Annotated in this window: 15 protein-coding genes and 1 pseudogene; 10 read left to right on the top strand and 6 right to left on the bottom strand. The window is 62.2% G+C overall.

The window, feature by feature from the left end:
• Positions 1-69 precede the first annotated feature (69 nt).
• The 9 genes and pseudogenes from USDA257_RS27435 to USDA257_RS27400 all read left to right on the top strand — a co-directional run bounded on the left by USDA257_RS27435 (position 70) and on the right by USDA257_RS27400 (position 13,385).
• Positions 70-1,594 (top strand): annotated as a pseudogene (locus USDA257_RS27435) (sensor histidine kinase).
• Complete coding sequence (locus USDA257_RS27430) at positions 1,563-2,000, top strand: response regulator (protein WP_014766247.1); 438 nt, start codon at positions 1,563-1,565, stop codon at positions 1,998-2,000. The pseudogene USDA257_RS27435 and the gene USDA257_RS27430 overlap by 32 nt, the downstream one beginning before the upstream one ends.
• Positions 2,000-3,064: a sensor histidine kinase gene (locus USDA257_RS27425; protein ID WP_014766246.1), complete on the top strand. Its 1,065-nt coding sequence runs from the start codon at positions 2,000-2,002 to the stop codon at positions 3,062-3,064. The genes USDA257_RS27430 and USDA257_RS27425 overlap by 1 nt, the downstream gene beginning before the upstream one ends.
• A gap of 147 nt (positions 3,065-3,211) precedes the next feature.
• On the top strand, positions 3,212-4,684 hold the full coding sequence (locus USDA257_RS27420) for a trypsin-like peptidase domain-containing protein (RefSeq protein WP_014766245.1): 1,473 nt from the start codon (positions 3,212-3,214) through the stop codon (positions 4,682-4,684).
• A 266-nt stretch (positions 4,685-4,950) separates the two neighbouring features.
• Complete coding sequence (locus tag USDA257_RS38460) at positions 4,951-5,772, top strand: efflux RND transporter periplasmic adaptor subunit (RefSeq protein ID WP_269845036.1); 822 nt, start codon at positions 4,951-4,953, stop codon at positions 5,770-5,772.
• A 29-nt stretch (positions 5,773-5,801) separates the two neighbouring features.
• Positions 5,802-6,164 (top strand): efflux RND transporter periplasmic adaptor subunit, encoded by a 363-nt coding sequence (locus USDA257_RS38455; RefSeq protein ID WP_269845035.1) that lies wholly within the window; start codon positions 5,802-5,804, stop codon positions 6,162-6,164.
• Between the two features lie 95 nt (positions 6,165-6,259).
• The gene (locus USDA257_RS27410; RefSeq protein ID WP_014766244.1) at positions 6,260-9,406 is read left to right on the top strand and encodes an efflux RND transporter permease subunit; all 3,147 of its coding nucleotides are present in this window, start codon (positions 6,260-6,262) and stop codon (positions 9,404-9,406) included.
• Positions 9,403-12,012: a bifunctional lysylphosphatidylglycerol flippase/synthetase MprF gene (mprF, locus tag USDA257_RS27405; RefSeq protein WP_014766243.1), complete on the top strand. Its 2,610-nt coding sequence runs from the start codon at positions 9,403-9,405 to the stop codon at positions 12,010-12,012. The genes USDA257_RS27410 and mprF overlap by 4 nt, the downstream gene beginning before the upstream one ends.
• Positions 12,009-13,385 carry a virulence factor family protein gene (locus USDA257_RS27400; protein ID WP_014766242.1) on the top strand — a complete coding sequence of 459 codons (1,377 nt, stop codon included), beginning with the start codon at positions 12,009-12,011 and terminating at the stop codon, positions 13,383-13,385. Before mprF ends, USDA257_RS27400 begins: the two co-directional genes overlap by 4 nt.
• 108 nt (positions 13,386-13,493) lie before the next feature.
• Here USDA257_RS27400 and USDA257_RS27395 read toward each other — a convergent pair whose 3' ends face one another.
• Genes USDA257_RS27395 through USDA257_RS27380 form a run of 4 tightly spaced genes read right to left on the bottom strand, consistent with a single transcriptional unit; the run spans position 13,494 to position 18,203 of the window.
• Positions 13,494-14,915, bottom strand: coding sequence for an ABC transporter ATP-binding protein (locus USDA257_RS27395; RefSeq protein ID WP_014766241.1), 1,422 nt, complete (start codon positions 14,913-14,915; stop codon positions 13,494-13,496).
• Positions 14,912-15,736, bottom strand: a complete 825-nt coding sequence (locus USDA257_RS27390) for an ABC transporter permease (protein WP_014766240.1) — start codon at positions 15,734-15,736, stop codon at positions 14,912-14,914. Before USDA257_RS27390 ends, USDA257_RS27395 begins: the two co-directional genes overlap by 4 nt.
• Positions 15,733-16,671: an ABC transporter permease gene (locus USDA257_RS27385; protein ID WP_014766239.1), complete on the bottom strand. Its 939-nt coding sequence runs from the start codon at positions 16,669-16,671 to the stop codon at positions 15,733-15,735. The genes USDA257_RS27390 and USDA257_RS27385 overlap by 4 nt, the downstream gene beginning before the upstream one ends.
• 11 nt (positions 16,672-16,682) lie before the next feature.
• The gene (locus tag USDA257_RS27380) at positions 16,683-18,203 is read right to left on the bottom strand and encodes an ABC transporter substrate-binding protein (RefSeq protein WP_014766238.1); all 1,521 of its coding nucleotides are present in this window, start codon (positions 18,201-18,203) and stop codon (positions 16,683-16,685) included.
• An 845-nt stretch (positions 18,204-19,048) separates the two neighbouring features.
• On the opposite strand from USDA257_RS27380, the gene USDA257_RS27370 reads away from it, so the two are divergent.
• Entirely contained in the window at positions 19,049-20,824 is a 1,776-nt protein-coding gene (locus USDA257_RS27370; protein ID WP_014766237.1) for an adenylate/guanylate cyclase domain-containing protein, read from the top strand.
• 312 nt (positions 20,825-21,136) lie between these two features.
• Here USDA257_RS27370 and USDA257_RS27365 read toward each other — a convergent pair whose 3' ends face one another.
• Complete coding sequence (locus USDA257_RS27365; RefSeq protein ID WP_014766236.1) at positions 21,137-21,913, bottom strand: DUF429 domain-containing protein; 777 nt, start codon at positions 21,911-21,913, stop codon at positions 21,137-21,139.
• 70 nt (positions 21,914-21,983) lie between these two features.
• Entirely contained in the window at positions 21,984-22,493 is a 510-nt protein-coding gene (locus tag USDA257_RS27360) for a hypothetical protein (protein WP_041415658.1), read from the bottom strand.
• Positions 22,494-22,509 lie beyond the last annotated feature (16 nt).

The following is a 22,509-nucleotide window of genomic DNA, read 5'->3' as shown; positions in this document are numbered from 1 at the left end:
TGCCCGACCTCGATCAACAGTGAGCCGTGGCAGCTTGCAATCGCGCGGATTTGAAGGGGGAGTGCCAACATGATGTCGAGATATTCTCCTTCTCTCGCCGCCAGCCAACCCTTCCTTCTCGCGCTCGGCTTCGCGATCCTTGTGATGATCAGCGGAACATCCGTATGGTTGGTGGCCCAGTCGCGCGGTGATTCCAGGCAGGTGATCTGGACCCTCAACGCCAAGGAAAAACTTCTTGACTTGCAGGGTCAGATCTGGCGGGCCGAAAGCGATCAGCGCGGATTGCTGCTTACCGGAGCTGAACGTTATCGTGACGCATTTCTCGCCGACCTGGAGGCGGTGAAAATTGCACTGGCTGAAGCGAAGGCGGCGCTATCTGGTAATGTGGGGAAGGAAAGCCGTCTGCCGCTTGTCACAAAGCTCGACGCGGCCGTAACGGCGGAACTCGCTCTTCTCGAAGAGGCCGTTGCCAAACGGGAAAGCGGCGAGCTCGAGCGTTCCCCCTCTCTTGGAAGTGATGCGTTGGTGCAGTCGCGAGCCGAGGACATTAGGACAAATGTTGCGCAGCTTGTCCGGCACGAACAGCAGTTGCTTTCACAAGCGATCGGCGCTTCGCAGAGCACGGCGCATTTGCTCCTGGTCGCGAGTCTTTTCGGGGCATCGCTGATCATTGCCTTGGCCGCGATCTCGGTCGCTCTGGTGCGTCACTCGACCGGACGGCTGAAGACTGCCCAGAGGGCGCTGGAAGAGGCAAACGAGTCACTCGAGGCAACCGTTGCGAAACGCACCGCCGAACTGCGGCAAGCCAATGAGGAAATCCAGCACTTCGCCCACATCGTAAGCCACGACTTGCGCTCCCCGCTTGTCAACATCATGGGCTTTACAGGTGAGCTGGAGGTCCTACGCAAGGAGCTCTTTGGACGCATTTCCTTGCTCAGAGCACGCCCTGAAGTCGATTCCGAACCGGATGAGCGGCTTGCGCACGAATTCGATGAAGCGCTGGGCTTTATCAAGAGCTCGATCACGCGCATGGATCGGCTGATCAAGGCCATTCTCAAGCTCACCCGCGAAGGCCGCCGCGAGCTCCGCCTGGAATTGATCGATATGACGGAGCTGGCCCGAACAGCGGCCGACGGCTTCAGCTACCAGGCGCAGGAGTCGGGGGCCTCAATCATCATCGAGTCCTTGCCGCCATGCGTCGGCGACCGCCTTGCTCTCGAGCAGATTTTCGCCAATCTCTTGGAGAACGCCCTGAAGTACCTTCGCGACGACACACCCGGCCAGATCCGGGTGACTGGTCGGGCGATGCCGTCGGAGGTCGTCTACGAGGTGAACGACAACGGACGCGGCATCGACCCGAAGGACCGCGAACGTATCTTCGAGATATTCCGCCGGTCAGGGCCCCAGGACCGTCCAGGGGAGGGAATTGGCCTCACATATGTACGCACTCTTGTCCGCCGCCTTGGCGGCGCCATTACCGTCCGTTCCGACCCTGGCCGCGGGAGCACCTTCACGATGACGCTGCCGCGCCACGCACCGGGCGCTTTGCCGGAGAAAAACCCATGACAACGCACGTCACGATCGTGATGATTGAGGACGATGAGGGCCACGCGCGCCTCATAGAGAAAAATATTAGGCGGGCCGGCGTACGCAACGACATTGTCGCGTTCCGCGACGGCACGAGCGCGATTGCCTATCTGTTCGGCCGGGATGGCGCGGGAACTGCGCATGCCGGCCGGGCACTGCTCATATTGCTCGACCTCAACCTGCCCGACATGTCAGGCGTCGACATTTTGAAACGCATCAAGGCAGACGAGCATCTGAAGCGCTCGCCCGTGGTGATTTTGACAACAACGGACGATCAGGACGAGATCAAGCGGTGCTATGATCTTGGCTGCAACGTCTACATCACCAAGCCGGTCGAATATGAAAGCTTCGCCCATTCCATCCGGCAATTGGGGCTCTTTTTCTCGGTCATACAAGTGGCGGAGAATTCGTGATGGCGCCCATCCGGCTCCTTTACATAGACGACGATCCCGCCCTTCGGCGCTTGGTCAGCAAGGAGTTCGAGCGGCACGGCTATAGCGTCCAGCTTGCAACGACAGGCGAGGAGGGGCTTCGCCGCTTGCGCGCAGGCGGGATCGATGTCGTGGCGCTCGATCACTACATGCCGGGGCAGGATGGGCTTGAGACCCTCGCTTCCATCCGCGTCGATCCTGAAGCTCCGCCGGTGGTATACGTGACCGGCTCGGACGAGGGTCGTGTGGCGATCGCCGCACTCAAGGCAGGCGCGGCAGACTACGTCATCAAGGATGTCGGGGGCGAGTTTCTCGCGCTGTTGCGGGTCGCGATTGAAGGTGCCCTGGCTCAGGCGAAGCTGCGGCGCGAGAAGGAGGCGGCGGAAGCGGAGGTCCGCGCCGCGCGTGATCGGTTCGAGTCGCTCGCGGCCGAAAGAGCCGTGCTGCTTCGCGAAGTGAACCATCGGGTCGGCAACAGTCTGCAACTCGTCTCTTCCTTCCTCCTGATGCAAAGCGACGTGAGCCATGATGCGCACGTAAAGGGAGCTCTCGCCTCCGCCTATGGCCGCGTGCTTGCTGTCGCCCAGGTGCACAAACGCCTCTATACGTCGGACGATGTGCGCACAGTCGCGCTCGACAACTATCTCCATGCGCTCGTCGCCGACATTGGCGCCTCCGCGAACGAGGAAGGCTGGCTCTCGCTTGCGGCCGATCCGGTCGTGCTTGACCCGGACCGTGCGGTAGCGGTGGGCGTTATTGTGACCGAATTGATCATCAATGCGATGAAACACGCATACGCCTCCGGGAACGGTCCCGTTCGCGTGGCTCTGCATGCGTCGTCCGGAAGCGATATTCGCCTTTGCGTCGAGGACGATGGAACAGGTAGCCGATCGCGTTCCGCAGAGGGTTCCACGGGGCTTGGACAACTCATCATAGAGGCGATGGCGATGAAGCTCGGGGCCGTTGTGACCGTCCACGCAAGCGACCGCGGAACGCGGGTCGTCATCGATTTTACCGGAGGCGATGCCACGCGAGTGGTGGATTAGCCCGATCCGAGTGGTTGATATCCACTGCCACTCGCGAATCACTCGGAAAACATCACGTAAAATCAATCATCTAGTATCTGGCATACCGTCTGCATCACCCTTGACAGCCGCGATCGGCAACTTCGACTTACTAGAAGGAAACACGTCATGGCCAGATCTGTAAAAACCAAGAACTCGCGGGCTCGCCGCTTGACGGCGGCTCTGGCGGCCCTTTCGTCCGTCTCCGTGCTGAGCCTCGCAGCGATCGTGATGGAACCCGTCGCGCTGCACCATCCTAATGCGCTCGGCTGGAATGCCGCCGCGCAGGCGGCGACGCCGCCAGCCGCAGCCGAGCCGGGCGACTTTGCCGGCATCGTCGCGCGGGTGAAGCCTGCGGTCATTTCCGTGCGGGTGGAGCTTGATGGAACGCAACAGACCGCAGACGACGGTCAAGACGGTTCTCCCGATAGTGGCGGTGGAAGCGGGGTGATGATCGGGCAGGGCTCCGGCTTCTTCATCTCGGCGGACGGCTATGCCGTGACCAACAATCATGTCGTCGATCATGCCAAATTGGTCGAGGTCACGACCAATGACGGGCAGAATTACAGCGCAAAGGTCGTTGGTACCGATCCGAAGACCGACCTCGCTTTGATCAAGGTCGAGGGCAGCGATTTTCCGCATGTCAATTTTGCCGACGAGCGCCCGCGTGTCGGCAATTGGGTAATCGCCATCGGCAATCCCTATGGTCTCGGCGGCACGGTCACGGCCGGCATCGTTTCCGCCGAGGGGCGCGATATCGGCGCCGGTCCCTATGACGATTTCATCCAGATCGATGCGCCGATTAATCGCGGCAATTCGGGCGGGCCGGCTTTCGACGTCAATGGCGATGTCATCGGCGTCAACACGGCGATCTTCTCGCCGTCCGGAGGTTCGGTCGGCATCGGCTTCGACATTCCGGCCGATACGGCGAAGGCGGTGATCGCCGAATTGAAGGACAAGGGCCATGTCACGCGCGGCTGGCTCGGCATCCAACAACAGCAGATCACCCCGGATATGGCCGACAGCCTCGGCCTGAAGCAGGCTAAGGGCGCGCTCATCGACGAGGCAGAGCCGAATGGCCCGGCGGCGAAGGCCGGCGTCAAGCCGGGCGATGTCGTTACCGCCGTCGACGGCACCGCGATCAACGATCCGCGTGAACTGGCGCAGAAGATCGGCAAGATGGCGCCAGGCAGTTCAGCGACTTTGACCGTGCTCCGCGATGGCGCAATGCAGGACATCTCGCTGACACTCGGCACGATGCCCGCCGATCGACCTCCTGAGGTCGTCGCGGCGAACGACAGCGGCAGCGTACCGCCCAACGAGCAAAATCTCGGTCTTCTGATTGCTCCGGCAAGCAAGGTCGCCGGTACCGACCAAAAAGGCATGGTCGTCGTCGCCGTCGATCCGAACGGGGAGGCCGCACAGCATGGTCTCTCCGCTGGCGACATCATCCTCGACGTCGGCGGCAAGGCGGTGTCGAATGCCAGGGATTTCCGCCAGGACCTGATGTCGCTCCGGAAGGAAGGCAAGTCTGCTGCGCTGGTGCGGATCCAGTCGGGCGGCACCACCCGTTTCGTCGCACTGCCTCTCGACCACGCGTAAGCCAGGCGCAGGCTCATTCCTAACGGGCCCGAACCCGGGGCTCGTTAGTTGTCTTGGATTGGAGGGACTCCAGCATATGCAGCCCGCACATGCGGGCTGCACCTAACCCCTCGATCTGCCGACCCAGTTCTTCTGAGATGCAGCGGGTGTCCACAGCTTTGTGGGCTCGGCGCGAGCCTCTGAATTCATGGAACCGGGTCCTTATCATAGAAGGGAATGAGCATGATCTCCTCATGCCTCGCTCCCGGAAAAGCGGAGTGCATGTAATGTATAGCCGTGTTGTCATCGCCATGGTCGCTCTCGGCTCGATGCTCGGCGGAATAGCGATCGCGCCGCTCGCGGCCAAGGTGCCGGCACTTCTCGCCACCGGCGACGGCGCCAGCACCGATCCACAGGGCTCAGGTGCACAGGGTTCGACACTGCGGTCCAGCGGTAGCAAATCATCCGGCGGCGGCCCTCGGGGAGCGTCGGTCGAAGTCGCCGAAGTGAAAGCGCAGGACTTTCCCGTCGTCGTCAGAACCTTCGCCAATGTGAACGCTCCGGAGACCGTGACGGTCAACGCTCGCGTCTCGAGCCAGATCACCGAGATCCATGTCAAGGACGGTCAGATGGTCAAGGCGGGCGATCTCTTGTTCTCGCTCGACGACCGCGCCTTGAAGGCTGCACTCGACCGCGACCAGGCCATACTGGCGAAGGACACGGCCATCCTGACCGATGCCGGAATCGAACTCGACCGGGCACGAACGCTGCGCGACGACAAAAGCGGCACGCAGCAGGCCTATGATACGGCGCTCGCCGCCCAGCAATCCGCCAAGGCGACCGTCGACGCCGATCAGGCGACTGTGGACGCGGACAAGGTGGCACTCAGCTATACGAGCATTCGTGCACCGATCGACGGCCGGCTCGGTGCCGTCCAAATGACGATCGGCGATCTCGTCGGCACTTCCGGCAGCGGCTCGCCGACGAGCCTCGTCACCATCACCTCCATCGATCCGATCGAAGTCGCTTTCCACTTGCCGGAGGAATATCTGCAGAGCTTCAAGTCGCGGCTCGACGCCGGTTCCCCCCGCAGGTCAAGGCGCGGCTGAGCGGTAGCGGCAAGGTCGTCGGCGCGGGCGTGCTCGACTTCATCGATTCCGCCGTCGATACGGCGACAGGGACGGTGATGATGCGCGCCAAGTTCGACAATGGCGAACAGAAGCTGTGGCCGGGGCAATATGTCGAGGTCGACATCGAGCAAAAGACCCTGCCGCAAGCCGCTGTCATTCCCGCCGTTGCCGTCCAGATCGGCCAAAAAGGCGAATTCGTCTACCGGGTCACCTCCGAAGACACGGTCGAAGTTCGCCCGGTCGTCGTCGCGGCCAATGACGGCCAGGAGGCTGCGATCACCTCAGGCCTTGCGGCGGGCGACACGGTGGTGACGGAGGGCCAGAACAATCTCATGGCCGGTGACAAGGCGCGGGTTGCGGAGCAGCAGTGACTTTCGGCCAGCGCGACGGGGCACAGCACCCGTCCGCCCCGATATTTTGAAGCCGCGGTCGAAGCGAGGTTCGCCGCAAGAGACGGAAAACGGTCATGTCCATCTCCGAATTCTGCATTCGCCGCCCGGTCGCCACGCTGCTGATGTCCCTGGCACTCGTGGCGGCAGGCTTCTTTGCTTATACGGTGCTCCCGGTCGCGGCGCTGCCGCGGACCGATTTTCCGGTGATCAACGTCTCCGCCACCTTGCCGGGCGCTTCCCCCGAGACGATGGCGACCTCCGTCGCGACGCCGCTCATCAAGCAGTTCAACACGATCGCGGGAATCGACAGCATCTCGACGACGAACGCCCTCGGTTCCACCTCGATCTCCATCCAGTTCGAACTTAGCCGCGATATCGACGCCGCTGCCGCCGACGTTCAGGCGGCCATTACCCGCACATTGCGCACGCTGCCGCAGGACATGCCCTCGCCGCCGAGCTTCCGCAAGGTGAACCCGGCGGATGCGCCGGTGCTGCTGCTCGCATTGAAGAGCGATACCGTGCCTCTCACCAAACTCGACGCGCTGGCGGAGCAGGTGATCTCGCCGGCGCTGTCGACGCTCGACGGCGTCGCGGAAGTCTCGATATTCGGCAGCCAGCAGTTTGCCGTTCGCATCGAGATCGATCCCGACGCGCTCGCCGCCCGCGGCATTTCGCTTAACGCTCTCAAGACGGCCGTCGCGGCGGCAAACGACAATTCGCCGCTCGGCACCATGCAATCCACCGGGCGGCAGATGACGATCGTCGCCGACACGCAACTCGACAATGCCGCCGCCTTCTCCAAGCTGATCGTCAAGAGCGCGGACGGCAAGGCCGTTCGGCTCGGCGACGTGACCAAGGTCATCGACTCGGTTGCGGACACTCAGACCGCGAGCTGGCATGACGGCTCGCGCGCGATCATCCTTGCCGTCCAGCGTCAGCCGGACGCGAATACGGTTGCCGTGGTCGACATGGTGAAGGCGATGCTGCCATCGTTCCGCCAGTCCCTGCCGGCGGCAGCGTCGCTGGAGATGCTCAACGACCGCTCCCAGTCCGTGCGCGGCGCTGTCGACGATGTGGAACTCACCCTGGCCATCACGATCGGGCTGGTGATCCTGGTGATCTTCCTCTTCGTCCGTCGGCTCTGGGCAACGCTCATTCCGGCCTTCGCCGTGCCGATCTCGATCATCGCCACCTTCACAGCCATGTATGCGCTGGGGTTCTCGATCGACAATGTTTCGCTGATGGCGCTGACGCTTTCCGTCGGCCTCGTCGTCGACGACGCCATCGTCATGCTGGAGAACATCGTCCGGCATATGGAGGAAAAAGGACAAAGCGCCTTCGAGGCGGCGATCTCCGCCTCAAGGGAGATCGGCTTCACGATCATCGCGATTTCGCTGTCGCTTGTCGCCGTGTTCATCCCGGTGCTCCTGATGGGCGGCGTGATCGGCAAGATCTTCAACGAGTTTGCCGTGGTCGTCACGATCGCGATTCTCGCCTCGGCATTCGTGTCGCTGACGCTGACGCCGATGCTTGCGGCACGCCTGCCGGAGATGCCCAAGCATGATCAGGAAAGGCATGGGCTCGATGCGCGGCTCGAGCGCGGCTTTGAGGCGATGCTCCGCGGATATGATCGTCTCCTGAAGTTCTGCATGCGCCATCGCTTCGCCGTCCTCATCCTCTTCTTCGCCACCATCGGTCTGACGATCTACCAGGTGAGGACGACTCCGAAGGGCTTCTTTCCGCAGGAGGATATCGGCCAGCTGCAGGTGACGACGCAGGCGCGGCCGGACATCTCCTTCGCGGCGATGTCGGCACTGCAGGCCAAGGTCGAAGACGTGTTTGCGCATTCGCCCTATGTCGCCCATGTGGCGAGTTCGGTCGGCACGGGCGGCTCCTCGGCCTCGAATTCGGGAAGACTCTTCGTCGAATTGAAACCGACAAGCGAACGGCCGGCATTGCCCAGGCTCCTTTCCGAACTGCGATCGCAACTCGGCGACATTGCCGGCATCCGGAGCTACATCACGCCCGTGCAGAACCTCTCCGTCGGCGCACGCAGCTCCGCCAGCCAATACCAGCTCGTCGTCCAGAGCCTGGATCAAAGCTTGATGAACGAGTGGGCGGACAAGCTGACGGAAGCGATGCGCGAGGACCGCGCCTTCTTCACCGATGTCAACTCCGATCTGCAGAACAATGCGCCCCAGGCAGAGCTCGTGATCGACCGCGACAAGGCCGCCGCACTCGGGATCACGGCAGACGTGCTGCGCTCGACGCTTTATGGCGGCTTCGGCTCCGAGCAGATTTCGACCATCTACACCTCGGGCGACAGCTACGAGGTCATCATGGAGCTCGATCCGGCGAAGAACTGGTCTCCTGCCGCGCTCGCGCAATTGCAGGTGCCGACCGCCGCCAACACGCTGGTGCCGCTTGGCGCATTTGCCCGCATAGACACGTCTCCCGGGCCACTCACCGTCAACCAGCTTGGGCAGTTGCCGGCAGTTACCATCTCCTACAATCTCCCCGCCGGCGTGGCGCTCGGCAACAGCGTCGACGAGATCAGCCGCCTGAAGACCGAAATCGGCATGCCGTCGGAGGTCACGACGCGCTACTACGGCACGGCACAGCTCTTCCAGGATGCGATGTCCAACCAGGCCTGGCTCATCCTCGGAGCGATCCTCACCATCTATATCGTCCTGGGCATTCTCTACGAGAGCTTCATCCATCCGCTGACGATCCTCTCCGGCCTGCCCTCGGCAGCCTCGGGGGCGCTGCTGGCGATCAGCCTCGGGGGCTTCGACCTGTCGATCATCGCGGTGATCGGTCTTCTGATGCTCATCGGCATCGTGAAGAAGAATGCGATCATGATGATCGACGTGGCGCTGTCTTTCCAGCGCACCGGCATGCCTGCCGCAGAGGCGATCCACCGCGCCTGCCTGATGCGCTTCCGGCCGATCATGATGACCTCGCTCGCCGCGCTCATGGGCACGCTGCCTATCGCGCTCGGCACTGGCGCCAGCGCGGAATTGCGCCAGCCGCTCGGCGTCGCCGTGGTGGGCGGGCTGCTCGTCTCGCAGCCGCTGACGCTCTTCGTCACGCCGGTGATCTATCTCTACATGGAGAAGCTCGCCGACGGTATCAAACGGCTGTTCAATGCTCGAACCGCGAGGCAAACCGTCACCCGACCGATGCGGTTAGCCACGGGTGAGCGGGAGGACTATTCATGACGTTTTTCTCAGGCAGGGCTGAAGCAAATCAGGCGCAAATGGCTGGAACCGGGTGGCGGCCGTTGCTGAGGCGCAACCAGCGCTATCTTTCCGCCATCGGCACGCTCGTCCTGATTGCTCTTTTCGGTGCCGCGATCTTCCATCTGACTGCCGAGGTCCGATATGACGACGTCGTCTCGGCACTGGCCGAAACGAGCTGGCGTTCAGTGGTTGCGGCCATTCTGTTCACCGGCTTGAGTTTCCTGGCGCTCACCTTCTACGACGTCAGCGCCCTTGACTACATTCGGCGCAAGCTGCCCTATGCCGATGTCGCGCTCACGGCCGCCTGCGCCTATGCGGTCGGCAACACAGCCGGTTTCGGGGCGCTGAGCGGCGGCGCGATCCGATATCGCTCCTATTCGCGTCTCGGGCTCGAACCGGACGAGATTGCCCGCGTCATCGCATTCGTTACGCTCGCTTTCGGACTGGGCCTCGCGGCAGTCGCCTGCCTGAGTCTGCTTGCGGTCGGCGAGTATGTCGCACCGCTCATCGGGCTCGATGCCTTTTGGCTCAGGACGATAGCCGTCGTCGTTCTTGCCGGCATGCTCGCGATCATGGTCGCGGCGCGCAGCGCCCATGAAGTCCACATCGGCCGCCTCACTCTGCGGCTGCCGGATTCGAGAACGTCGTCGCGACAGTTCCTGGTGACGGCGCTCGACCTCGCCGCATCCGCGACTGTCCTTTACGTCCTACTTCCGGCCGGAACGATCGGTTGGCCGGCTCTCCTTGCGATCTATTCCGTCGCAGTCGGTCTCGGCGTGCTCAGCCATGTGCCCGCGGGCCTTGGCGTCTTTGAGACCGTGATCGTCGCGACACTCGGGCAAGCGGCCGATGTCGACGCGGTGCTCGGTGCGCTCGTCCTCTATCGCGTCATCTACCACGTGCTGCCGCTGCTGATCGCGATCGTCGCCATCGTCGGAATCGAGCTGCGCCAGTTTGCCGGCCATCCGGTCGCCTCCAGCCTGCGCCGAGCCGGCGGCCGCATGACGCCGCTTCTGCTTGCCACGCTTGCACTGGTGCTTTCCCTCATGCTGGTGCTGTCGAGTGTGACGCCGACGCCGGACGAGAATCTGGCCTTCCTCGCGAACTATGTCTCTCTTCCGATCGTGGAAGGAGCGCATTTCCTCGCGAGCCTGCTCGGGCTGGCGCTCTTCATTGTGGCGCGAGGGCTGGCGCTGCGGCTTGATGGCGCCTGGTGGGCGGCGATCGTGATCGCGCTCGCGGCGCTCCTGCTCTCATTGGTGAAGGCGGTAGCGCTCGGAGAGGCCGGCATGCTCGCCTTCTTCCTTGTCGGACTGCTCGCGAGCCGCCGTCTCTTCGTTCGTCCGGCTTCGCTCTTCGGCCAGGCGCTGACGCTGCCCTGGCTTACTGCCCTTGGCGTCATCTGCCTCGGTGCCTTCGTCGTCCTGCTTTTCGTTTATCGCAACGTCGAGTACAGCCACGAACTCTGGTGGCAGTTCGAATTCTCGGCGGAGGCGCCGCGCGGTCTTCGCGCGCTGCTCGGAGTGACGATCGGCGCGACCGCCGTGGCCATCTGGAGCCTGATGCGTCCGGCCGCGACTGCGATCGCGCCTGCCTCCGACGAGGATATGGAGCGGGCGCTCGCCATCGTCGAGACGCAGGACATGTCCGACGCCAATCTCGTGCGGATGGGCGACAAGAGCATCATGTTCTCTGCCGACGGCCGCGCCTTCATCATGTACGGCCGTTGGGGCCGCTCGTGGATCGCGCTTTTCGATCCCGTCGGCCCGGTGGAGGCCTGGCCGGACCTCATCTGGCAGTTCATCGAGACGGCCCGCGCCAATGGCTGCCGTGCCGTCTTCTACCAGATTTCGCCGCGCGGCCTTGCCTATTACGCCGATGCAGGCCTCAGGGCTTTCCGCCTCGGTGAGCTTGCAGAGGTCGATCTCACGCGCTTCGAGATGAAGGGCGGCAAATGGGCGACCTTGCGCCACCAGGTAAGCCGGGGCCAGCGCGATGGTCTGGAGTTCTCGGTGGTGGAGCCCGCGGACGTACCGGCGATCCTGCCGGAGCTCGCCGCTATTTCCGATGCCTGGCTTGACCATCACAGCGCCCGGGAGAAAGGCTTCTCGCTCGGCGCCTTCGATCCACAATATCTGGTGACGCAGCCGGTTGCGATCCTCAAGTGTGAGGGGCGCATCGTCGCCTTCGCCAACATACTGGTCACCGCCAATAAGGTAGAGGGCTCTGTCGACCTCATGCGTTTCTCCCCGGAGGCGCCGCGCGGGTCGATGGACTTCCTGTTCGCTCAACTGATGGAATACCTCAAGGCGCAAGGCTACCGGCGCTTTAATCTCGGCATGGCGCCGCTTTCCGGCATGTCCTCCCGCAGCACGGCGCCGGTCTGGGATCGCGCCGGCCGGACCTTCTACGAGCACGGCGAGCGCTTCTACAATTTCAAAGGTCTGCGCGCCTTCAAGTCGAAGTTCCACCCGCACTGGCAGCCGCGCTATCTGGCGGCGAGCGGCGGTCTCAATCCGATCCTCGCGCTGATGGACGCGACGTTCCTGATCGGTGGCGGCATCAAGGGAGTGATCAAGAAATGATCCGCATGACAAGAATCTGGAAAGGCGCTGCCTTGGCGACGCTGATTGCTGCGGCGGCAAGCCTCCCCTCAGCGGCCGAAGAGGCGAGATTCGACACCGGCATGATCCCGTCGCCGCATATATTGTTCCCGAAGCAGGACGCATCCGGGCTCGTCGTGCTGCTTTCCGGCGCGGACGGCTGGACGGAAAAGGAAGATGCTGTTGCGCGCTCCCTTTCCGGGGAGAATGCACTCGTCGTCGGCATCGATCTCAAGGCCTATCTGGCAGCGCTCGCCAAGGACGACGGAGAGTGCATTTACACCGTCTCGGATATCGAATCCTTGAGCCAGCAGGTTCAGCGCGCCGCCGCTAGCGGTGCCTACCGGCCGCCGGTCGTCGCCGGGGTCGGCGCTGGCGGTGCCATGGCGCTGGCTATCGCCGCCCAATCTCCCGCCGCAACGATCGGCAAGACCCTCGCAGTCGATCCCGAAGAGGGCATTGCCTTGACCAGGCAGCTCTGCACGCCGGCCGAGAAGACCCGCAAGGGTGATCGTCTGGTCTATGGCTTGACCGACGGACCCTTGCCGGACCCGGTCAGCGTCACGTTCTCACCCGCGGCGTCCGCCGAGGGGCGCCAACATGTCGCCGCGCTGGTCGACAAGCACCCGGACATCGAGACCACGGACACGGAGGACGACGCCTATGCCGCCCTGTCCGGCGCACTCTCGGAATATCTGCAGGAGGGCGACGAAACAGACAACCCGTTCGGTCTGCCGCTCACCGTCCTCGACGCGAAACCGTCACGCGACACCGTGGCCGTGATCTATTCTGGCGATGGTGGCTGGCGCGACATCGACAAGGAGGTCGGTAATGCCCTGCAGCAGCAGGGTGTGCCGGTGGTCGGGATCGATTCTCTCCGTTATTTCTGGTCCGAGCGCCAGCCGCAGGCGACCGCCGACGATCTCGCCCGGATCATCAGCTATTATCGAAAGCGCTGGAATGTCCGCAACGTGCTGCTGGTCGGTTATTCCTTCGGTGCCGATATCCTGCCGCGCACCTATAACCTGCTGCCCGCCGCCACCCGCGCGCGCGTGCGCCAGGTGACGCTGATGGCTATGTCACATCGGGCGGATTTCAAGATTTCCGTCCTTGGCTGGTTCGGCGCCGAGGGCGAGGCGAGCGCGGGCGATCCGGTCGATGATGTCAGGGCGATCGATCCGTCGCTGGTCCAATGCATCTACGGCACGGAAGAGGAAGACGACGCCTGTCCGGGGCTGAAATCCTCCGGCGTCGACGTGGTCGCCATCGAAGGCGGCCACCATTTCGACGAAGATTACCCCGCCTTGACCCGCCGGGTCCTCGACGCGCTCGACCGGCGACTCGCGGCGAAGTAACTGCTCCCGCAAACGCGGACCTCACCTCATCGCTGACGACGTGGCTACACCTTAGCCTGCCCGCAGCAGCGGATATGCCGCGCGGAGCGTTACACTGATGCTGGCGATTTACTTTTCTCTAGCCTCGCCCATATCAATGATCCGACTCGATACGCGCTCGGCGAGATGGCGATCGTGGGTAACGAGCAACACACCGAGGCCGGTCTCGTGGACGATTTCGAGCAGGAATTCAATGACGTCCTTCTGGCTGACCGGATCGAGGCGCGACGTGGCTTCGTCCGCAAACAGAAACACTGGGTCGAGCAAAAGCGCCCGAAGGATGGCGAAGCGCTGCAGCTCGCCGCCAGAGATCTCACTTGGCAGGCGATCGAGCAAATTTGCCGACAGCCGAATCCGGGCAAGTAGTCTCTCTACATCGATCCAATCGCGTCCGTGTAATGTGACCAGATCGGTCAGTCCCTTGCGAATGCTTTGACGCGGCGCGAAAGCGGCGGGCGGATCCTGGTAGAGCTTCTGATATCTTAGCGGCGAAACACCCGTTTGCCGTTCGACGGTGCCTGAATCGGCTGCCGTAAGCCCGAGCAGAATGTTTCCGACCGTGGTCTTGCCGCAACCGCTCTGGCCGGCGATCGCGACGATCTCGCCGGCACGAATCTCAATATTCAGTTCAGAAAACAGCACTTTTTCTCCGAAGGCTTTCGCCAATCGACGCCCGGCAAGTACCGGCCCACCCGAGGCGGTCGGTCTCTGTCGATGCCAACTTGCCGGATCGGCGCCGACCAATGCGCGGGTGTAGGGATGCGCTGGCGCCGCGAGCAGCTTTTCCACAGGCCCGTATTCAACAAGCCGCCCGTCCAGGATCACTCCTACCATTCCGCCCAGCGCCCGTGCAACCGCGACGTCATGGGTGATCGTCAGCAGCAAACGTCCCCGCTCGACCTCTTGCCGCAGCCGCGCGGTAACGGAATCACGCAGCGCCACATCAAGTCCTTTCGTCGGTTCGTCAGCGATCAACAGATCGCTCTCGGCCGCGTGGGCGATCGCGATTGCGGCGCGCTGGGACATTCCACCCGACATCTCGAACGGATAGAGTTGGCCGGCATGTCCAAGACCGACTTCGGCAAGATTGTCTCTAGCCAGCAAACGGCTCAGCCCTCGGCTCTTCTTTTTCACAAACCGGTGGACCTCGGATATTTGCGGCGTAATTCGCATTGTTGGGTCGAGCGCCAGCCACGGTTCCTGAGGGAGAAGCGAGATACTGCGTCCCCAACGCGCGCGTCGTTCGGGCGGCGAACCAGCCAAGAGATCAACACCGTCGAGCAGCGCCTTTCCAGTGGCCCGCAGTTCGGTCGGCAGATTTCCCATAATGGCCTGCGCCACAAGCGACTTGCCCGACCCGCTCTCGCCGAGCAACGCCAACGGGCGCCCTCTGCCGACCGTGAAGGAGACGTCTGAAACGATCCGCCCTGCGCCCCATTCCACGGAGAGTGCGGCTATGGAAAGTTCCTGGATTCCGGGGCGCACGTTCATGGATGATCTCCCTGTGCGAGAAGCTGGAGGCCGAGGACGAGCAGGAAGATCAGCAATGCCGGCAGCAGCACATGCACCGGCGCCTCCGCGTAATACGGCAAGAGCTCCACGATCATGCTGCCGAGTTCGGGCGTGGGAGGCTGCAGCCCAACGCTGATGGCGCTCAATGTCGACACGGCGATGATCGCCGTCGCCATAGCAAAGGCCGAAAGCGTTGCGATCATCGGTGCGATCACCGGCAAGACATAGTTGACAAGGATGTAGCGCGAGCCAAAGCCGAGCATGCGCGCCGCCTCGATATGCGGCTGCGCGAGGATGGTCTTCGTCGTCGCCTTCGTTACACGATAGAACTCTACCCACAGGGTAAGCGACAGGCCCAGGAACAGCGGGCCATAATTGCCGGGCGCGAAGGCTAGCAGCAGGAGCACCAGCATCAAACCGGGCAGTGCCAGCACAATTGTGGCCGTCAGTTCCAGGAACCGTTCTGTCCAGCCGCCTTTCCAGGCGGCGACAAGACCGAAGAGAACGCCTGGGATCGCGGCCGAGAGCATGGTCAGGAGTGCGAGGCCGAAGGAAAGACGAGCGCCGTGGGCGAGACGCGCGAGGAGGCTGCGCCCGTAATGATCGGCTCCGAGCAAGTAGTCGCCGCCGATCGGAGCGAGGCTGGCGCTAAAATCCTGCGCCGCAGGATCGGCAGGAATGAGCACCGGCCCGATGTACGCAAAGCCACCGACCAGGCTTAGAATGCCGGCGCCGAACATGCGCCCCCTGGTCAGTCGCCGGTCCGGCCGAGAAATGGACAGCTCGTCGGTCGTACTCATGCCGTTCTCCTCACACGCGGATCGAGCCACTGCGTCAGAAGGTCGACAATGGTGGCGATGACGACGAACATCAGCCCCATCAGCAACGCCGTCCCCTGCACCATGGGAATATCCCGTTCGACAACCGCATGGACCAGCGCGTGGCCGATGCCCGGATAGGCAAAGAGCGATTCCACGACGACGACGCCTTCGACGAGGTACACGGCTTGCAGTCCGGTATAGGAAACGACAGGGATGGCGGCGTTGCGAAGCCCATGCCGAAGGACGACAACGGATTCCGGCAGCCCCTTGTATCGGGCGAAGGCGAAATAGGGTGCCTTAGCAACGGCAGCGACCGAGTTGCGCATCACCCGGCTCGACATGGCCGCAAGCCCGAGTGCGAGCGTCAGCGCGGGAAGCAGCATCTCACGCGGCGAGCCAAAACCGGCTGGCGGTAACCAGCCGAGCTGCTTCGAAAAGACCAGCATCAGCATCAGACCCAGCACGAACGGCGGAATGGCGCGGAAAATTGCCGCACCCGCCAAGCCCAGTCGGTCAATCGCGCCGCCCGCCTTCAGTCCCGAGAAGAGGCCAATGACTGGTCCGATGAGAAGCGATAGCGCGAGCGCCGATGCGGCAAGCCACACGGAAGCGCCGAGCTGCACCTTCAGCTCATGGACGACCGGCGAACCCGTGACGAGCGAATGTCCGAGGTCAAGGCGCAAGAGGCTGCCTAGCCATTCCAGGAACTGGGCTGCAAGCGGCCGATCGAGGCCTAGTTCGAGCCTGACCTTTTCTGCCGCTTCGGCAATCCGTGCATCCGGCCCGTAGCGGCCGGCAGCAATGCGCATGGCGGCGTCACCGGGCAGCACGCGCATGAGCACGAAACACAAGGCGCCGACCACGATGGCCACTAGCCCCGCCTGGAGCAGGCGCGCTAGAAGGAAGTTTCTCATAACCTTACCCGTCACTCTGCCCAGCGGATTGCCGACAAGCCGTAATTCACTTCGAGGGGGTCGACCTGGACTCCGGTGATCCTCTTGTTCGAGACGATGGCGAGCTCCGACCAGGTCACTGGAATGCTTGGCAGCTCTCGCTGCAGGATCTCCACCGCGCGACTCTGAAGCGGAGCGCGGGCCGCCGCATCGCTCGTCGCCGCAAGTTGTTCGACGACGCTCTGGATTTCCTTGTTGTCCCAGCCCATCGAACCCCAGTCGCTTCCGCCGGGACCATAGTCCTGGAGCAGCGTTCCGACGGGATCCGGCACGATGGAATAGAGTCGCGAGATCAGCCCCATCTCCAGCGTTCCGTCCTGATGGCGCGCCGGAATCTCCGAGCTGTTGCCGACGGATACTTTTACCTCGATTCCCACCTGTCTAAGCTGGGCCTGGAGTGCCGTCGCGATCGGCGGCAGTTCAGGCCAGCTCGAATAGGTAAGCAGTGTCACGCTGAACCGCTTGCCGTCCTTTTCCAGAATACCGTCGCTGGCGGCTTTCCAGCCGGCCGTGGCCAGGAGTTCCTTCGCCTTGTCGACGTCACGCACGAGCGGCTGAACCTCGGGGGAATTCCAGCCCTTCATCGCAGGCGGGAATAGCTGGGTTGCAGCAAGATCGGCGTTGCGCAGGATCACCTTGGTGAGACCGGCCCGATCAATCGCTGCACTGATCGCCTGCCGTTCCTCAATCTGGTCGAAAAATGGGGACGCCGCATTGACCTTGAGGATGCGCGTGCGGGGGATGGTGGCAATCTGCACATCGAGTTTCGGATTGGCTTTCAAACGATTCACCGAGACCGGCAGCATCGAAAAGACCAAATCGGCTTCGCCGCTTTCCGCCATCAGCGCTCGGGTTTCGCCTTGTCCCACTGCGAGATAGCTGACTTCCTCGATCGCGGACTTGCCGCCCCACCAGCGGCCTGAGGCCTGCAACTCCAGCCGTGCCGGAGCGGTGAGGCTCTTCACCTTGTAGGGTCCGGATCCAACGATCTGCGTAACTTTGCCCGCCGCATCAAATGACGAAGGCGCCAGCACGATCGTGCTGAAATGGACGAGATAGGCGGGCAGGGCAGAGAACGGTTTCGTCAGCCGGATCACGACGTCCCGCCCTTGACTGGTGATCTCGCCAAGCGGCGCTTGAGAGAGCACGCCGACACCTGCAAGGGCTCGCTTCAGACTGGCGGCAGCCGCTTGCGGGGTCACCGGCGTGCCATCGTGAAACTGGGCATCCTCTCGGAGCGTAAAGCGCCATATGAGACCATCGCTGCTGACGCTCCACTGTTTAGCGAGGGCCGGGACGAGATTGCCTTCGTGGTTGGCGGTCACAAGCGTTTCGGCGACCTGCAATCTGCTGAAGACATAACCTGTCTGGGCTGGATCAGTGCCGGCAATCTCCCATGGGCCGGCAACCTTGAGCACCGCGGCATGGGCCGGGTTAAGCGCTGCGGTGACGCCGAGTGCAACCGCAGTGAAGAGCACGCGCAGTGTGCGCATTCAGACCTCCAAATATTTTCCTGTGACTAAGCTGGCTGCAGAGTGCATGTGTCTGCTCCCTCGATATGTTACGTTATTACAATCGTCAAATGGAAAGTTACGTAATAACGTTGCAGTCATCTGGACGGCGACACCGTTTGACCAAGCCAGTTGCGGCCGGCGATGGCCTCGTCACCAATCGGGTGGTTCGCTCGATTATCGCGGAAACGGCGGATCGTGCTGCTGATTTTCGCGGTCGCGGCCTGCTGGCGCGATGGCCGTCGTTCAAGTTATGCCCAGACGTGCCGAGGTGAGGTGTCGATCGGTGTCCTAACCGGCGAGTTCCAGCGGTTCGATGCGAAGGAGGTGACCCTTGTCCTTTCCGTAGTTCTCGTGCGTCCGTTTTCTGACCCCACTGCTGTCCTCCGGATCGCGTGGACGTGCGGCCGCTTAGGGTCGGATCGTAACGTTCTCCATCTCCAGCATATAAGCAGGCTCCTGGCCGCGTGCCGCCGTTCGGAGCTTTGGCTGCGAACGTCTGCGCTCGAGCAACGGCTCGTCGGGTTGTTAGGTTGCATTGCCCAGAACGAGAAGAGGAACAAGAACGAAAACGCCAAGCCCCTCCAGTGCAAGCACAACCAGACGACCCGCGCTGCCGCTGTGGACGCGCCGCAGTCGCTGCTCTTTCTACGCTGCCACCATTCCCGCTCGGCATCGGAAAGCCGAAGAGAGAAGCGGATCCCTTTGGGTGCGACATCAGGGCATTCAATCTGGATTTTTCGTACCTATCCTGATTCGCCCGGTTCCAGAGCGCTTTCGCATTTGCTTATCAGGCGGTACTGTATTTTCTTGGCGGAGGGGCAAGTGTGGAACGTCGCCTTACCACAATAATGGCTGCCGATTTGGTCGGCTATTCTCGTCTCATGGCGGCAGACGAGGAAGGCACCATTTCGCGGCTGCGCGATGCGCGAACCTACGTGATTGACCCGGCAATTATGGAAGGCGGTGGCCGCATCGTCAAAACCATGGGCGACGGGCTCCTAGTCGATTTCCCATCGCCAGTGTTAGCGGTAAGAGCGGCTCTTCTAATGCAGCGCAACTTGATCTCGCGCGAGTCTCCTCAAAGGGAAGACCGACGTCTGCGTTTCCGGATTGGTATTCATCTGGGAGACGTGGTGATCGATGGGGACGACATCCTCGGCGACTGCGTCAACATCACTGCGCGTTTAGAAACCATCGCACCCGCCGGAGGCATCTGCATATCTCGTGCAATCTACGATCATGTGAAAGGCAAGATAGAGGCTGGGATGACGTGGCTCGGGCCACAGTCCGTTAAGAACATCCCCGAACCAATTGACGTGTGGCAGGTCGAGCTGGACGGCACGGCGCCCAGCCCGGTTAGGCTCTCTGGACAGGAACGTGCTTCGATCGCGGTTCTCCCATTCCAGAATTTTTCTGCCACGCCCGATCAGGACTTCTTTGTCGACGGACTGGTCGAAGACGTCATCACGGAACTAAGTCGCTTTCGATGGTTGTTCGTGATCGCTCGCAACTCGACTTTCGCCTACAAGGGAACAGCCAAGGACGTACGCAAGATCGCCCGGGAACTTGGTGTGCGCTATGTCGTGGAAGGATCGGTTCGGCGGTCCGGTGATCGGTTGAGGATCACTGTACAGCTAATCGACGCGCTGTCCGGAGCACACATCTGGGCCGAGCGGTGGGATCGTCCGATCGCCGATTTTTTTGATGTGCAGGACGAGATAACGCGCCGGATTATCGCGGGCATCGAACCAGAACTGGGAGCGCACGAACGGGGCCTCGCCCTCGCCAAATCGACGGACAACCTTACTGCTTGGGAACTTTGTCACCGCGGCTTTGCTGAATTGCTTTCCTTCGAAGCAGGTTCTCAAGCCACTGCCGAGAGGTTCCTTCGACAAGCGCTCGAACACGATCCGAATTTCGCACTTCCCTACGCCTATTTAGCTCGCCACCGATACGCACTCGTCCTTTGGGGGCGTGCCGCAGACGTGCCTGTTGCTGTCAAGGAAGGACTATCGTTCGCCACGAAGGCCTTAGAAATCGACAGGCGTAGCGATATCGCGTATGCGATGATGTCGCTCCTTCTTACGGTGGACGGGCGAGCGGCTGAGGCCATCCCTGTCGCTGTACTGGGCCTTGCATTAAATCCCAACTACGCGTTTCTTCACTTCGCACATGGAATGGCAGCCGTGCGGCTCAGGGACGCCGATACGACGATTAGAGCCGCACAAAATGCCATCGATCTCAGTCCTCACGATCCGTCTATGTTTGCGTTCAAGACACTACTCGGTATTGGCTTGATGCTGAGAGGCGAGCCCGATGACCTCTCAACGGCCCGGATGCATCTACGGGAAGGGGCATCCTTCGAACGCACAACCTATTATCCATTCATTGGGGCAGCGTTGCTCGCTCTCAGGGCGGGCAATACCGATGAAGTGAAGATCTGGATCTCTGATGCTTTGAAGAAGTTTCCAAACCTGAATGCGGAATACGTCCGAGAGGCGGCCCACCCATTCTATGAAGGCAGTCCTTACTGCGACTACCTCGACAGGTTGATCGAGCAGGGGCTCCCCCCGGGGAAGAAGCGTCTGATCGAAGAATAATCGCGTCACTTAGAAAACTCCTGTTCCCGGCTTCTATACCGTGTTCAGGCAGAAATTCCACTTATAACCCCTGTCCAAGTTTCCCGATCCAGCTCTGGCCATTGCGTCACGGCATTGGAAGGCCGGCGGAAGCAAACACCTTCGCACGCGCGCGGACTGTGTCAGTACAAATTTATGGTGGAGTGTCGCTGATCGCACGGATGTGCCGAGGCATAGCTAGATGACATCGCGCGGGCGGGCGGCGGCAGGCAGCACGACTACGGTTCTAATTATTGCCCGCAACGAACGACCCCTCTCCGCCATTAAACATACTCAACCAGCCCCCAAAATCGCGCTCGCCGCGATCGCCGCCCTGTTCCTCGCCAATGTCTCCCTCGCCCAATCCGCCCAGAGCTCTGCCGGCGGCAGCCAGAACCAGCCTCCTTTCTCGTCCCCGACGACTTCCGATTTGCCGGCGGCGGCGCAGGCGGCCGTCAGCAGGCAGATCCAGGCCGCTCGCTTTTCGTGGTCGCCTTCGACGGCGATTTGCTGGAGCAACCTCTCATTGTTCCAGCCGATGAAATCGAGGAGGTGTTTGATAACGCCCGACTCGACGGCATGGTCGTAAAGCCAGTCGAACTTCTTGCGCTTCGCGGCTCTCGTCATGGCAAACCGCTCGTCCTCCAAGAGAACGCCGAGAAAGGCGTTGGGGAAGGCTTCGATGATCGCGGCGCCGGGGATGACGGATCTGCCGATCGGGGCGGCTGCGAGGTGCCTGACTTGCGCGGCCGTCTCCGCGGCAGCTTTCCGGAGATCGCGACCATGACCATGGTGACTGAGGCCCGGCTTGCAGCGCGTCTGGAAGGTGCCGCGGATGAAGAGACGCTCACAGAAGCGATCGAGGGTGTCGGGCGCCTCCGGCGGCGTCAAAGGTCCGTCGATTGCTATCACCGCGAATGCGGCCGAGGCGGGAATGCTTCGCTGTCGCCGCTCCCAGTCGCTGTGCGTCCTGGCCGAGCCGAACTCCTCGCCAAGGTTCCAGGCAACGCCGGTGGTCGGGCGGGATCGGGAGTAGCCGACGTCGATGCCGAGCAGTTTGTCGAAGCTCATCTTTTCTGCTCCATCGCATCGAGATCCCGCGAGAAGGCGGCGCCCCTGTCCGAGGGCCGTACCGATCAACTTAGCTCTGCTGGTTGATGCGCAGCCAGCCCTCCAGGGCAGCAATCACCGACAGTCTGAGGCTCGCGCCGCGGGCTATCGCGCCGGCGAGGGACTGGCCGTCGGGATCAAATCCCATCTCGTGCATCACATCCCGAGGCGTCAGCCTGCGCCGGACCATGATCGCCTGGATCTCGGCGATGGTGGAGGGCAGCAGATAGCGGCCGCTCGCGATAGGCGTTTCCGCGTTCCGCGAATCTGAAGAGGGAGGAGGGGAGAATGATGCCGCCGTCGCCGGGCTCGCGCCCGTGGCTGAAACCCAGGTCAGGAAAGCGTCACGCTCGCTTTCCGTGGCTTTCGCCCAGGAGTTCTTGAGCTTCTCGAGGCGGGTGCGCTCCGGCGTGATGCCGGCGATGACGAAGGCTTTGCGCGCCGAGGCGATCTCACCCGCGAGGAGGGCGCGATGGATGTCCGGAAACTCGGTCTTCAGCCGCTCCAGGTGGACGTCATCGCGCTTGGTTTTCTTCGACATCATGAATCTCGAGGCT

The sequence above is a fragment of the Sinorhizobium fredii USDA 257 genome (assembly GCF_000265205.3).
In the GTDB taxonomy this organism is placed as follows: Bacteria; Pseudomonadota; Alphaproteobacteria; order Rhizobiales; family Rhizobiaceae; genus Sinorhizobium; species Sinorhizobium fredii_B.
The sequence above is the reverse complement of the archived record's forward strand: the minus strand, read 5'-3'. Positions and strand labels throughout refer to the sequence as shown.